The following is a 14,269-nucleotide window of genomic DNA, read 5'->3' as shown; positions in this document are numbered from 1 at the left end:
TGAGCACGGTGGCTTTCGGGGCGGGCGGGCTCCACCGCGCCGCCCGCCGTGGGGCGAGGAGACGGCGAGAGCGGGAACCGACGCGACCGCAAGCCCCCGACCACAGCCTGGGATGACATTGACCGGCGCTGCCCCGCGGTCTTGGGTACCGGTGACCGGATCACCACCACAGGAGGTCATGTGCGCATCTCCCGCCCCACCGCCGGGTTGCTCGTCGCGGCACTGCTCGCGGCCGCGGCCGCGGCGGCACCTGCTGCGACCGCCGTCGAGCCACCGCCTCCCGACGCCCCGCCCGGGGCGGGCGCGTCGGACCGGGACGCGGTCCTCGCGGCCGACCTCGCCGATCCGCCCCGGGTGCGCCCGCACGGCGAGAACAGACCGGGCACACCGGGGGCGCGGGCCGAATCCGGGGCGCCCAGCTCCTTCGCGGAGTCGGACGAACGCGGCTACCCCCGGCGGACCCAGTTGCGGGTCTACCCCGAGGACCCGACCGACAGGTCGGTCAAGTTGGGGCTCGTCCCGTACCACGAACTGGCTCCCCGGCTGAACGACCTCCAGGCGGAGAGCGACCGGGTCTCCGTCGAGGTGCTCGGCGAGTCGGTGCTCGGGCGCGACATCTACCTCGTCACCCTCACCGCGCCGGAGACCCCGGAGGACAGCGCGCGGCAGCGGCGGTGGCGGGACGCCATCCGCACCGACCCCCTCGCCGCGGCGGCGGACGAGGAACTCCGCGCCGGGTACAAGGCCCCGATGTGGTTCAACGCCAACATCCACGGCGACGAGTGGGAGGGCACCGACGGGTCGCTGCGCGTCATCGAACACCTGGCCACCAGCGAGGACCCGGAGGACCTCCGGCTGCTGGAGACGTCCAGGCTCTACTTCACGGTCTCGCACAACCCGGACGGGCGGGTGGCCGGCACCCGGCAGAACGCGGCCGGGTTCGACCTGAACCGCGACTTCGTGACGGTGGCCAACCCGGAGACGGAGGCCGTGCGGAAGGTGGCGATCCACGGCCAGTCGCTGGTGATGTTGGACCTGCACGGCTACGTCAACCCGACGCTGCTGAGCCCGAACACCGCCCCGCACGTGCGCAACGCCGAGTACGACCTGTACCTCAAGCACGCCTGGCCCAACGCCTTGGGCATGGAACGGGCCATCGCCGAGCTCGGCCACCCCGAGACCCAGCGGGCCGACATCCCGATCCGGGACCGCGCGCCGGGTGACTGGGACGACTGGCTGCCGATGTACGCCCCGATGTACGCGATGGTGCAGGGCACCCATGGTCACACCGTCGAGGTTCCGCTGCGGGTGAACCGGCAGGACTACGAGAACCAGCCGGTGTCGGAACTCCGCCGCCGGGCGTCGGTGAACACCGACGTCGCCGAGGCCACCATCCTGAGCACCATCGACTACGTGGATGCCAACCGGGACGAGCTGGTCGCCGACCAGATCGAGTTCTTCCGCCGCGCCGGGGCCGGGGAGCAGCAGCGGCACATCCCGGACGACTACATCCCTGGCTTCGGGGAGGAGGACCGGTACACCACCGAGTTCCCCCGGGGCTACGTGATCCCGGCGGCCGGGGAGGGCACCTCGGAGCCGGCGGCGGCGCGTCTGGTGAACCTGCTGTTGGACAACGGCGTGGAGGTGCGGCGCACCGAGGCAGGCTTCCGCGTGGGCCGGGAGGAGTACCCCTCTGGCTCGTACCTGGTGGACCTGCGGCAGCCACGCCGCGCGATCGCGAACGCGTTGCTGGAGGACGGCGCGGACCTGACCGACCGGGTGCCCAGGACCTACGCGAACTCGGCGTTGAGCCACGGGCTGCTGTGGGGGGCCGAGGTGGAACCGGTGCGGGGCGGGTTGACGGTGCGGTCCCGCCCGGTCGAGGGGCCGGTGAGCTCGGGTGGTGTGGACGTCGCCCCGGGGCGGGACCTCGCCGTGGCCCTCAGCGACGGGGCGGACGTCCAGGCCGTGAACGACCTGCTCGGCCGGGGGCACCAGGTGTACCGGTCGTCCGAGGGGGTCATCGTGGTGCCGGCCTCGGCGCGGGCTGACGCGTTGACGGCGGCGCGCCGGCACGGTGTGCGGTTCACCGAGGCGCCGAGCGGTGACGAGCGGGTCCCCGTCGATCGGCGGCCGGTGGTGGCCGCGGCGGTGTCGCCCGACGAGGTGGTCGCGTTGCGCGGCATGGGGTTCGAGGTGCGGCCGGTGTCGACGGCCGTCCTCAACGAGGGTGTCGACTGGAGCCGCGTGGACGTGCTCTACGTGTCCGCCGGTCTTGAGGTGTCCGGCCTCACCGAACAGGCACGGGCCGACCTCACCGCCTTCCTGGCACGCGGCGGGGTGGTGACCCGGGGCGCCGTCGGTGCCCGGTTCAACGCCGAGGCCGGTCTGTTGCCCGTCGACGTCGTCCGGGGCCGTTCCGACGCCAACGGCATCGTGGAGGTCAGCGGCGGCGACGGGTGGGTCGGTTCCGGCGCGGCCCCGCACTCCTTCGTCTACTCGCCCCTGTGGTTCGCCGGCCTCGGCGAGGGGGTGACCGTGGAACAGCGGTACGGGCCGGACGCGCCACTGGTGGCCGGTCACTGGCGTCCCGAGCAGGACGGCACCGGCGGTCAGGCCGAGGCGGCCGGGCAGCCGGCCGTGGTGTCCGGTGTCGGTGGCGGGGGGACGCCGACCGTGCTGTTCGGCACCGAACCCCTGTTCCGGGACCACCCCAAGGGCTTGTACTCGCAGGTGGCCAGGGCTCTCTACTGGACGGCGAGTTCCTGACCCGGCGCCGTTCCGGGGTGGGGCGGCCGCCGGCGTGGTGGTCGCCCCACCCCGCCGCTCGCGGGCACGCGGCGGGGTGAGGTTAGCCTTGGCTTGGTCGCGGTCGGGTGGCGGATCGCGTCCGCCGCACGGGGACGACCGCGCGGCAGCCATCCCGCAGCGAGGAGAACACACCAGCATGAACCGGTTCCCCAGCGTCCGTTCCCGTGGTCTGACCAGACGGCACTTCCTGGCGGGGGGCGCCGGGGCGGCGGTCGCGCTGCTCGCCGGCTGCGCCGACGGGTCGGGCGGTGACGACGGCGCCCCCGCTGGCAGCGCCACTCCCGGAGCCGGCGGCTTCCCCACGTCGGTGGACCACCAGTTCGGGACGACCGAGCTGGAACGGGCGCCGGAACGGGTGGTGGCGCTCGGGTGGGGGGACGGCGACACGCTGCTGGCGCTCGGGGTGGTGCCGGTGGCCTCGGTCGACTGGTTCCGCGCCTACGACGACGGGTTCGGCCCGTGGGCCAGGGAAAAGCTGGGGGACGGCGAGGTCGACGTGCTCACCGGCCCGGAGTTCTCCCCGGAGGGCATTCTCGCGCAGCGCCCGGACCTGGTGACCATGACCAAGTCCGACAACGACCGGTCCGTGTACGAGATGTTCGCCGAGCTCGTCCCGACCCTGTCCGGACCGGCGACCGACATCAGCTACGGCACCCACTGGCGTGACCAGACCCGGCTCATCGCCGAGGTGCTCGGACGCCCGGAGGACGGCCAAGTCCTCATCGGCGAGGTGGAGAACGCCTTCGCCGACGCCCGGGCGCGGTACCCGAGGTTCGAGGGGCGCACCTGTTCGGTGGTGTGGTGGGACGAGGCGTCCTACGCCGCCTACGTGGAGGGTGACACCCGGGTGGACACCCTGCGGGAACTCGGGTTCGTCAACGCGCCGGCGATCGAGGAGCTGCGCAGCGGGAACGGCTTCACCGTGGACGTCTCCCGGGAGGAGGCCGGCCTGCTGGAGGCGGACGTGTGCATCGTCGTCAGCATGCAGCCGGCCGAGCGGATCGAACAGGACACCCTGTTCCAGGGCACGGCGATGGCGCGGGAGGGGCGGGTCGTCGTGCTCAGCGACGCCGACGCGCAGAACGCCTTCTCGATGGGCACCGTTCTCAGCCTCCCCTACGCGCTGGACCTGCTGCTCCCGTTGCTCGACGAGGCGTTGGCGGACTGACGGGGGCGCCGGTGGCGCTGGGACGAGCTCGTGGCCGGGAACGGCTACCCGCGGCACACGGGGGAATGCGGGTGACCGCCGGCGGTGGTGGTGGTTACTCTCGGCACCGGGACCGCCGCCGGTCCCGGTCGTGGAGCGGGAAACGCCTTTCCCGTCCCGGTTCCGGGTCCACATCGGTCGGCTCACAGCAGTCTGGAGATGTCGCGTGCAGCAGGTGAAGATCGGTGTCCAGCTCGAACCCCAGGCCACCACGACCGAGGCGCTCCGGCGCGCCTGGACGGGGGCCGACGAACTGGGGCTGGACACCGCCTACGTCTGGGACCACTTCTATCCGCTCCACGGTGACCCCGACGCCGCCCACTTCGAGGCGTACGCGTTGTTGGCCGCGATGGCGGTCGAGACGTCCCGCATCCGGTTCGGCGCCCTCGTCACGTGCAACAGTTACCGCAACCCCAACCTGCTCGCCGACATGAGCCGCACCATCGACCACCTCAGCGGTGGACGGTTCATCCTGGGCATCGGCTCGGGGTGGTTCGAACGGGACTACACCGAGTACGGCTACACCTTCGGCACCGCGATCGGTCGGCTGCGGAAGCTGGAGGCCGACCTGCCGGTGATCCAGCAGCGGCTGTCGGTGCTCAACCCGGGCCCGGTCGGCCCGATGCCGGTCCTGATCGGTGGCTCCGGGGAGAAGGTGACGCTGCGGCTGGTCGCCGAGCACGCGGACGCGTGGAACGCCTTCGGCCCGCCGGACAACTTCGCGCACAAGAACCGGGTGCTCAACGAGTGGTGCGAACGCGTGGGGCGCGATCCTCGGGAGATCCACCGCACGGTCCTGATCCGCCCGCACGAACTCGGGACGTGGCGGGACTACGTCGAGGCCGGTGCCCAGGAGCTGATCGTCTCGCTGGAGGACCCGTTCCCGCTGGACGGGGTCGCCGAGCTGCTGCGGGAGGTGCGGGCGGCGTGAGGTCGTCCCGGCTGGTGCCGGTGGGGGCGTGGAGCTGTGGACCGAGAGCCTCGGCGAGCCCGCGGACCCGCCGGTGCTGCTGGTGGCGGGCGCGAACTCCTCGGCGCTGGGCTGGCCGGACGAGTTCGTCGCCCGCCTCGTCGACGGCGGGCGACGCGTCCTCCGCTACGACCACCGCGACACCGGCAGGTCCACCACCCGGCCGTTCTCCGACGCGCCGTACCCGGTGGCGCGGTTGGCCGAGGACGCGCTCGGGGTGCTCGACGGCTGGGGCCTGCGGTCGGCGCACGTGGTGGGCCTCTCGCTGGGCAGCACCCTCGGCCAGCTGCTCGCGCTGGACCACCCGCGGCGGTTGCGCAGCCTCACCCTGATGCTGGGCGCGGCCCTCGACGTGGACTTCGCGGGCAACCTGCGGCGGGCCTACACCAGGGAACCCGACCCGGGTGGGCTGCCCCTGCCCCGCCGGGACGTCCTCGACGTGCTGGCCCGGCGGGCTGAGCCGGTCCCGGACCGGGCGGCCGCGTTGGACCGCCGTGTCGAGGAGTGGCGGGCCCTCGCCGGGCCGGCGGTGTTCGACGCGGCCGAGTTCCGCCGGTGGGAGGAGCGCGCCCTCGACCACGCCGGCAGCGTCGAACAACCCGGCGCCCACGGCGCGGCGGAGCCCGTGCCGACCGAACGCGGCCGGGAACTGCGCGGTGTCAGGGTCCCGACCCTGGTGGTGCAGGGGGAGCTCGATCCGCTGAACCCGCCGCCGCACGGCCGCCACCTGGCCGAGCTCATCCCCGGTGCCGTCCTGTGGGAGGTCGCGGGACTGGGGCACGCGCTGCCCGGCGCCCTGCACGGGGTGCTGGCCGACCGCATCCTCGCGCACACGGCGGAGTGAGCGGCCCCTGGGGGAGTCCGAACGGGCTACTCGGGTTGGCGCGGCCCCGGCCACCGGCCGTCGTGCGCGTCGACCCCATCCGGGAGTGGCGCGCGTCCCCGAGGTCAGGTGGAGCGCAACCCCCAGCTCCCGGTGAACTCCGCTCCGGGATCGAGCAGGACGAGCCCGTCCCCGGAGTTGAACGCGTTCGGGGCGCAGGTCATCGGCTCGACGGTGATGCCGGCCCGCCCCGTGCGCCCGGCCGGGGGCCCGTCGTCGGTGTAGACCTGGAGGTAACGGTAGTTCTCGTCCACCCAGAGTTCGATCGTCGGGCCGCCTCGGCGGCTCAGCCGGGTGACGGCCGTGCCGTCCGCCTCACGGATGAGCCGCGTGTAGGCGGTGTCCAACTGCGTCGCGCCGAGCTCCCGGGGGACCCGGAAGTCCTGTTCGGTCCCGTCGACCTCGGCGATCCCGGTGGGGAGCAGGCGGTCGTCGACCGGGTAGTAGGCGTTCGCGGGCAGCCGCACCCGCATGTCGTCGATGGTCTCCGCGCCCAGCTGGAAGTACGGGTGGAAGGCCGCGCCGAACGGTGCGCGGGCCCGCCCGAGGTTGGTCGCGGTGAGCCGGGCCCGCACACCCCGTGCGCTGACCGCGTACTCCATGCGCAGGCCGAGCAGGAAGGGGTACCCGTACTGGGGGTGGAGGCGGTAGTGGAGCACCACGCGGTCCCGGGTGTGCTCGACCGGTTCCCACTCCACCCAGTTCGCCAGCCCGTGCAGGGCGGTGTCCCGCTCGGGTTCGGTGATGGGGACCTGGTACTCCGCGCCGTCGAGGGTGTAGCGGCCCTGGTCGATGCGGTTGGGCCAGGGCACGATGGTCTTGCCCTGGTAGCTGTCGCCCACCGAGTCGGGCTCGTGGGTGAGCAGCCGTTCCGCGCCGCCGACCTTCCAGGACAGCAGGGTCGCCGCGACACCGGCGACGACCACGGCGTGCCGACCGGCGCGGATCTCGTACAGGCGGCCGGTGGCCTCCCCGACGGGCGGGCGCGGCCCGGTGGCGGGGTCGGCGCCCGGGCCGTCGGCGGTCGAGGCCTGGCTCGTGCCGGCGACACCGGTCACGCCCAGCAGGCCCAGCCCGCCGGCCGCTCCGAGCGCGGCGCGGCGGGACAGTCCGGATCCTGCGGATCGCTTGGTGCTCCTGCTCATCCTGGGCTCCTCCCGACCGGCGCCGTCACGCGTGGTCGTCCCATCGTGGGGCACGGCAGGACGTCCGTCACGTCGACGTCGCCGGTCTGTCCGGTCTTCCGTCCGCCCGGCGCCTCCGATCAGCGGTGCCGGGCGGACGGGCCCGCGCCGGGGCGGGTCCGGACGCGGGGACTCAGGGCAGCAGCAGACCGTTGCGCCCCGCTCGCGCGTCCTCGAACCGGCGACCGACCTCGGCCCAGTCGACGACGTTCCACAGCGCGTTGACGTAGTCGGGCTTGACGTTGCGGTACTGGAGGTAGAAGGCGTGCTCCCACACGTCGAACAGCAGGATCGGCACCGACGGCAGCACCGAGTTCGCGTGGTGGTCCCTGATCTGCTGGGTGATCAGCCGCTGCCCGATCGGGTCCCAGGCGAGGACGGCCCAGCCGTTGCCCTGGATGGTGGTGGCCACGGCGTTGAACTGGGCGCGGAACCGGTCGAAGGAGCCGAACTCCTCGTCGATGGCCGCCGCGAGTTCCCCGACGGGCTTGTCACCGCCGTTCGGCGACAGGATCTTCCACCAGATCACGTGGTGGGCGTGGCCGGCCAGGTGGAACGCGAGCGTCGTCTGGAGGCCCACGATGGAACCGAAGTCGTCGGCCTCCCGCGCCGCCGCGAGCTTCTCCAGCGTGTCGTTGGCGCCCTTGACGTAGGTCGCGTGGTGCTTGGAGTGGTGCAGTTCGTTGATCTCACCGGTGATCGCCGGGGCCAACGCCGAGTAGTCGTAGTCCAGATCGGGCAGGGTGTAGGGGGCCATCGTCCGTCCTGTTCGTCGTTCCGCCAAGGGGTACCGGCCCCACCCTGTGACCTGAACCGCACTTGAGGTCAAGGGACTGTGATCGGGATGGCATCGACGCGGAGGGGACGGCCCCGGGGGGCCGGGAGGCTGGTGCGCGTGGCCCGGGGCGGGATGGGCCGGGGGCGCCGTCTCCGGCTGGCGACCTGTTCCGGGATCGGGGTGACGGGGCGCCGGGCCGATCGCGGATCACCCGGGGTGCCGCGGGGCGGGGGAGACGTTCCAGCGGGTCGGGTGCACCGGGCAGGCGCGGCGTCCGGGGCGATGCCGTTGGTGAATCACCGTCCCGCGTCCTGTCCGGTCCGGGCGGCGGGCACCGCGTGTCGTGGCTGGCTGGTCGGGCACCGGTCGGGGTGCGGGAACGTCGCAGGTGGGAGGGTGCCGGGTCCCGTTCCGTCCGGGTGGTGCGGCCCGGACACCCGGGCTGCCGGCCGCGCTGCGCTGTCCTGCCCCCCGTTGGCCCAGGTGCCGGGCCGCTACGCCGTCCGGCCGATTGAAGGGCGTCGACGGGCCAGCTCAGATGGTGCCCAGATCACCGTTACACGGGCCGCGTCACGGGTAGCCGCCCCTGCCTTCCCACACCGGACGACGAGAACGGAGACCACCCTCATGGTGACCAGGCGAATGTTCCTCGGCGGTCTCGCCGCCACCGCCGCCGGCGGCGCGTTGATCGGGAGCGGGTCCGGGGCGACCGCGTCCGCCCCGGTCGCGCCGGCCGCCGCGCGGGTGCCCAACTCCCTGCCGTTCACCGTGGTCAACGACAGCGGACGCTACCCGAACAGCGCACTGTGGATGCACCTGGTGGGACGCGAACTGCCCTCGGACCGTCCGGTGCGCATGACACCGGACGGGACGCTGGCCCCCGTGTCCGCCTCGGACAACGGCGCCGACGGTTTCGCCGACTACGCCATCCCGCTCAACGGCGCGGGCGACACCCGGTTCGACCTGCCGATCAACTTCTCCGGCCGGGTCTACTTCTCGGTGACCGAGAAGATCCGGTTCCGCGTCAACCCCGACGACACCCTGGCCTACCCGGCCGGGTGGGTCGAGAGCGACCCGAACTACCGCATCCTGCACGACTGCATGGAGTTCACCTACGACGCGACCGGCATGTACTGCAACACCACCAAGGTCGACATGTTCAGCATGCCGCTGGGCATCGAGCTGACCGGCAGCGAGACCCAGCGCACCGGGTTCCTCGTCGACGGTGGCCGGGAGGCCGTCTTCGCCGCGATGCGGGACAACCCCGACTTCGCCAACCTCGTCGTCGACGACCTGCGGGTCATCGCGCCGAGCCACGGCATCGACTCCGGATTGTTCTCCCCCACCTTCTACGACTCCTACGTGGACGCGGTCTGGGACAGGTACCAGAGCGGCACCCTCACCGTCACCGCGAACCACACCGACTTCACCGGGCGGGTCCAGGACGGTCTGTTCACCTTCACCGGCGGCGTCAGTCCGTTCGAGAAGCCGACGACCCGCGACGTGCTGTTCTGCGACGGGGCCCTGCACGCGCCCAACGACGGGGTCTCGGGGCCGGTGGCCGCCGTGCTCGGCGCGAGCCTGAACCGGTCGACGTTGCTGGACAGCGCGCAGGCCCCGGTCCTGGACCCGGACGCCTTCTACCTCGACCGCACCAGCAACCACTACTCGCGGGTGCTGCACGAGAACATGGTCGACGGGAAGGTCTACGGCTTCGCCTTCGACGACGTCGGCGACTTCGCCTCCTACGTCCAGGACCACGCGCCGGCCGCCATCACCGTGTCCATCAACCCGTTCTGATCCGGCGGCGTTCCACCGGCCCGCTCCCGCCGAGCGCCCCCGGTCGCCCGGGCCCGCCCCGTCTCGGGCAGGCTCGGGCGACGTCCCGCCACGGGACACCGACGACGAGCGGACAGGAGGTCCCCAGTGGACACGGTGCGGCACGAGGTCGGCGACGGGGTCGGCCGGCTGGTCCTGGACCGGCCGGCGGCCCTGAACGCGCTGGACCTGGACATGATCCGGGAGATGACGAGGGTGCTGGAGGGCTGGCGCGACGACCCGGCCGTCCGGACCGTCCTGGTGGCCGGCAGCTCACCCCGGGCCTTCTGCGCCGGCGGGGACATCCGCGCGGCCCGCGCGGCCAGCATGGCCGGCGACGAGGCGAACGTGGCCGAGTTCTTCCGCGCCGAGTACGCCCTCAACGGGCTGATCGCCGAGTACCCCAAGCCCTACGTCGCGCTGCTCGACGGGATCGCGATGGGCGGGGGGCTGGGCATCTCCGTGCACGGGTCGATCCGCGTCGTCACCGAACGGTCCCGGTTGGCGATGCCGGAGACCGGGATCGGCTTCTTCCCCGACGTCGGGTCCACCTACTTCCTGCCCCGGCTGCGGGGCGCGTCCGGCCGTTACCTGGGGCTCACCGGCGTCCACATCGGAGCGGGAGCGGCCGTCGACACCGGGCTGGCCACCCACCACGTCCCCGCCGACCGCCTGTCCGCGCTGGTGGCCGCCCTGGGAACCGGGCCCGCCGGGGAGGTCGTCGCCCGGTTCGCCACGCCCCCGCCGGCATCGGAACTCGCGCCGGTGGCCGAGGCCGTGGACCGCTGTTTCGCCGCCGACCAGGTCGAGGACGTGGTGGCGCGGCTGGAGGCGGAGACCGGGCCGCACCAGGAGTGGGCGCGCGGCACGCTGGCGACCCTGGCGGCGATGTCACCGACCAGTCTGCACCTCGCGGCCGGCCTGTTCCGGCGCGGTGCCGCCTCCTCGCTGCGGGAGTGCCTGGCCCGGGAGCTGCGGGTGGCGGCCTGGGCCGCGCACAGCCACGACTTCCACGAGGGGGTCCGGGCGCAGCTGGTGGACAAGGACCGCCGACCGCGCTGGTCGCCGGCCACCCTCGCGGAGGTCGACGCCGCCCTGGTGGCCCGGGTGCTCGACGGCTGAGGCCGGTACTCCCCGTCCCGGCGGTGACCGCCGACCCCTCGCCCCTGCCTGGAACGTGCCTGGATGCCCGGTCATGGGGACGCGGGTTGGTCCGAACGGACCTGTCCCGGCCGCCGGTCGGTCGGCTTGGATGTGAACGATCCACACGTTCGACGGTGTGGTCGGTTTCTTGCCGCCCACCACCTCTCGGGGAGGGAGAATTCATGAGAGCAGGTCGGGCACGACGCTGGTCCACCCTGGTCGCGGTCACCGCCGCCGTGGCCGCCGCCGGAGCGGGAACGGCCATCGCGGACACCACCGGCGACGACGGGCCGAGCACCCGCATCGTGGGCGGCGACCGGGCCAGCATCGAGGACTACCCGTGGGCCGTCTACCTGACGACCCCGGCCGGCCAGCAGTTCTGCGGTGGTTCCCTCGTCGCCGCCGACAAGGTCGTCACGGCGGCGCACTGCACGGAGGACTCCGCTCCCTCCGACATCCGAGTCGTCGCCGGGCGGGAGGACAAGAACAGCACCGCCGGCGACGAAGCCGAGGTCACCGACATCTGGATCAACCCCGACTACGACGGCACCTCGCTCAGCGGCGACGTCTCGGTCCTCACCCTCGACGTCGCACTGGACCACCCGACGGTGCCACTGGCCACCCCGGCCGACGAGGACCTGCACACCCCGGGGCAGGCGGCCACCGTCGTCGGCTGGGGCACCACCTCCTCCGGCGGCGCGGCCTCCCGATACCTGCTGGAGACCACGGTCCCGCTGGTGAGCGCCGAGGACTGCGCCGGCGTCTACGGCGACGAGTTCGACGCGAGCACGATGCTGTGCGCCGGCCTGGAGGAAGGCGGCAAGGACGCCTGCCAGGGCGACTCGGGCGGCCCGCTGGTCGTGGACGGCACCCTGGTGGGCGTCGTCTCCTGGGGCTACGGCTGCGCGCAGGCCGGATACCCGGGCGTCTACGCCGGCGTCGCCGCGCACAGCGACCAGCTCGCCGAGCAGATCGCGTCCTGACCGGAGCGGGGCGCCGGCACCGCCCCGCCCCCTGATCCGGTGGCCCCGGGGTTCGCCGCCCCCCGGGGCCACCGCCCTGTCCGGCCCCGGACGTCGCCGCCCGCGATCACCGGCCTCTCCGGCACGGGTGATCTTCGGGAGCCACCCCGGCGGGGGATGCCACACCCCGCCGCCCGGCACCGGCACAATGCAGGCCGGAGATCAGCGAGAGGGCGGATGCAGAACCGATGACGATGTCCATTCACCAGAGGATCGCCGAGGAACTCGGGGTGCGGCCCGGCCAGGTCCAGGCCGCCGTCGACCTGCTCGACGGAGGGGCGACCGTGCCCTTCATCGCGAGGTACCGCAAGGAGGCCACCGGCACACTCGACGACGCCCAGCTGCGGGACCTGGAGGAACGCCTCCGCTACCTGCGCGAACTGGAGGACCGGCGGGCGGCGGTCCTGGAGTCGATCCGCTCCCAGGGCAAGCTCGACGACGAACTCGCCGCGCGGATCAACGCCGCCGAGTCGAAGGCCAGGCTGGAGGACATCTACCTGCCCTACAAGCCCAAGCGGCGCACCAAGGCGCAGATCGCCAGGGAGGCCGGGCTCGAACCGCTCGCCGACCTGCTCCTCACCGACCCCACCCACGACCCGAAGGCCGTCGCCGCCGACTACGTCGACGCCGAGAAGGGCGTCGCCGACCCGACGGCCGCCCTGGAGGGCGCCCGGTCCATCCTGGTGGAACGCTTCGCCGAGGACGCCGACCTCATCGGCGAGCTCCGCGAGGAGATGTGGACCCGGGGCCGGATGGCGGCCCGGGTACGGGAGGGCCAGGAGAACGAGGGCGCCAAGTTCGCCGACTACTTCGACTTCTCCGAGCCCTTCACCAAACTGCCCTCGCACCGGATCCTCGCGTTGTTCCGGGGGGAGAAGGAAGGCGTGCTCGACCTCGTCCTCGAACCGGACGAGGACAGCAACCCCGGTGAGGTCCCCCAGGGCCCGAGCAGCTACGAACAGCGGATCGCCCACCGCTTCCACATCGGCGACCAGGGACGCCCGGCCGACCGTTGGCTGCTCGACGCGGTGCGCTGGGCCTGGCGCACCCGCATCCTGGTGCACCTCGGCATCGACCTGCGCACCCGGCTGCGGCAGGCCGCCGAGGAGGAGGCCGTCCGCGTCTTCGCCGCGAACCTGCGGGACCTGCTGCTGGCCGCCCCGGCCGGCACCCGCCCCACCCTCGGCCTCGACCCGGGCTTCCGCACCGGGGTGAAGGTCGCCGTGGTCGACGGCACCGGGAAGGTCGTGGCCACCGACACCATCTACCCGCACAAACCCCAGGACCGCTGGGACTCCTCGATCGCCACCCTGGCCCGCCTCGCCCAGCGCCACGGCGTCGAACTCGTCGCCATCGGCAACGGCACCGCTTCCCGCGAGACGGACCGGCTGGCCGCCGACCTCATCCGCCGGCACCCGGAGCTGAAGCTGACGAAGGTCATGGTCTCCGAGGCGGGCGCCTCGGTGTACTCGGCCTCCGCCTACGCCTCGCAGGAACTACCCGACCTGGACGTGGCGCTGCGCGGCGCCGTCTCCATCGCCCGCCGGCTCCAGGACCCGCTCGCCGAACTGGTCAAGATCGACCCGAAGTCCATCGGAGTGGGCCAGTACCAGCACGACCTCTCCGAGACGATGCTTTCGCGGTCGCTGGACGCGGTGGTCGAGGACTGCGTGAACGCGGTGGGGGTGGACGTCAACACCGCCTCGGCGCCGCTGCTGACCCGGGTCTCCGGTATCGGTGAGGGACTGGCGGAGAACATCGTCCTGCACCGCGACACCCACGGCCCGTTCCGCTCCCGCAAACAGCTCAAGGACGTCTCCCGGCTGGGGCCGAAGGCCTTCGAGCAGTGCGCCGGCTTCCTCCGGATCCCCGACGCCGAGGACCCGCTGGACAGCTCGGCGGTGCACCCGGAGTCCTACCCGGTCGTGCGCCGCATCCTGGACGCGGTGGGCAGCGACGTCGCCGGCCTGATCGGCAACACCCGGCTGCTGAAGTCCGTGCGGCCCACCGACTTCGTCGACGACACCGTCGGGCTGCCCACCGTGACCGACATCCTCGGCGAGCTGGAGAAGCCAGGGCGGGACCCGCGTCCGGCGTTCCAGACGGCCGCCTTCGCCGAAGGCGTCGAGACCCTGGCCGACCTGCGTCCCGGCATGACCCTGGAGGGCGTCGTCACCAACGTCGCCGCCTTCGGGGCCTTCGTCGACATCGGCGTGCACCAGGACGGCCTGGTCCACGTCTCGGCGATGTCGAGGAACTTCGTGCGCGACCCCCGCGAGGTGGCCAAGCCCGGCGACATCGTCAAGGTCAAGGTCCTGGAGGTCGACGCCGCCCGCAAACGCATCTCGCTGACCCTGCGCCTCGACGACGAGCTGCCCCAGGCCGGGGGCCAGCCCGGGGAGCGGCGCGGCGGCCAGGGCGGCCGAGGAGGTCAGCGGCAGGGCGGCGGCCGT

General features: G+C 73.0%; 10 protein-coding genes. 8 read left to right on the top strand and 2 right to left on the bottom strand.

Translation table 11 applies throughout. From position 1 onward, the window contains the following. Nucleotides 1–180: 180 nt before the first annotated feature. From ACTIDRAF_RS0222810 to ACTIDRAF_RS0222795, 4 genes are all read left to right on the top strand, one after another. A complete protein-coding gene (locus tag ACTIDRAF_RS0222810; RefSeq protein ID WP_016701023.1) occupies nucleotides 181–2,769 on the top strand; it encodes a M14 family zinc carboxypeptidase in 2,589 nt (862 codons plus the stop codon). A 178-nt stretch (nucleotides 2,770–2,947) separates the two neighbouring features. Further along, nucleotides 2,948–3,979 carry an iron-siderophore ABC transporter substrate-binding protein gene (locus ACTIDRAF_RS0222805; protein ID WP_016701022.1) on the top strand — a complete coding sequence of 344 codons (1,032 nt, stop codon included), beginning with the start codon at nucleotides 2,948–2,950 and terminating at the stop codon, nucleotides 3,977–3,979. A gap of 205 nt (nucleotides 3,980–4,184) precedes the next feature. Then, nucleotides 4,185–4,949, top strand: a complete 765-nt coding sequence (locus ACTIDRAF_RS0222800; RefSeq protein WP_016701021.1) for an LLM class F420-dependent oxidoreductase — start codon at nucleotides 4,185–4,187, stop codon at nucleotides 4,947–4,949. Between the two features lie 28 nt (nucleotides 4,950–4,977). Further along, nucleotides 4,978–5,832 (top strand): alpha/beta fold hydrolase, encoded by an 855-nt coding sequence (locus tag ACTIDRAF_RS0222795; protein WP_016701020.1) that lies wholly within the window; start codon nucleotides 4,978–4,980, stop codon nucleotides 5,830–5,832. Nucleotides 5,833–5,936: 104 nt separating this feature from the next. On the opposite strand, the gene ACTIDRAF_RS0222790 is transcribed toward ACTIDRAF_RS0222795, so the two are convergent. Together ACTIDRAF_RS0222790 and ACTIDRAF_RS0222785 are read right to left on the bottom strand one after the other, a co-directional pair. Beyond that, nucleotides 5,937–7,016, bottom strand: coding sequence for an aldose 1-epimerase family protein (locus ACTIDRAF_RS0222790; protein ID WP_016701019.1), 1,080 nt, complete (start codon nucleotides 7,014–7,016; stop codon nucleotides 5,937–5,939). Nucleotides 7,017–7,188: 172 nt separating this feature from the next. Next, complete coding sequence (locus tag ACTIDRAF_RS0222785; protein ID WP_016701018.1) at nucleotides 7,189–7,812, bottom strand: superoxide dismutase; 624 nt, start codon at nucleotides 7,810–7,812, stop codon at nucleotides 7,189–7,191. A gap of 648 nt (nucleotides 7,813–8,460) precedes the next feature. On the opposite strand from ACTIDRAF_RS0222785, the gene ACTIDRAF_RS0222780 reads away from it, so the two are divergent. From ACTIDRAF_RS0222780 to ACTIDRAF_RS0222765, 4 genes are all read left to right on the top strand, one after another. Then, nucleotides 8,461–9,633: a beta-1,3-glucanase family protein gene (locus ACTIDRAF_RS0222780; protein ID WP_026066403.1), complete on the top strand. Its 1,173-nt coding sequence runs from the start codon at nucleotides 8,461–8,463 to the stop codon at nucleotides 9,631–9,633. A 126-nt stretch (nucleotides 9,634–9,759) separates the two neighbouring features. Further along, nucleotides 9,760–10,773, top strand: coding sequence for an enoyl-CoA hydratase/isomerase family protein (locus ACTIDRAF_RS0222775; RefSeq protein WP_016701016.1), 1,014 nt, complete (start codon nucleotides 9,760–9,762; stop codon nucleotides 10,771–10,773). A 203-nt stretch (nucleotides 10,774–10,976) separates the two neighbouring features. Further along, nucleotides 10,977–11,777 (top strand): S1 family peptidase, encoded by an 801-nt coding sequence (locus tag ACTIDRAF_RS0222770; RefSeq protein WP_016701015.1) that lies wholly within the window; start codon nucleotides 10,977–10,979, stop codon nucleotides 11,775–11,777. 227 nt (nucleotides 11,778–12,004) lie between these two features. Further along, nucleotides 12,005–14,269 (top strand): Tex family protein (locus ACTIDRAF_RS0222765; protein ID WP_016701014.1); only part of this gene is annotated, 2,265 nt, incomplete at its 3' end.

The organism is Actinoalloteichus spitiensis RMV-1378, from assembly GCF_000239155.1.
Taxonomy (GTDB): domain Bacteria; phylum Actinomycetota; class Actinomycetes; order Mycobacteriales; family Pseudonocardiaceae; genus Actinoalloteichus_B; species Actinoalloteichus_B spitiensis.
The sequence above is the reverse complement of the archived record's forward strand: the minus strand, read 5'-3'. Positions and strand labels throughout refer to the sequence as shown.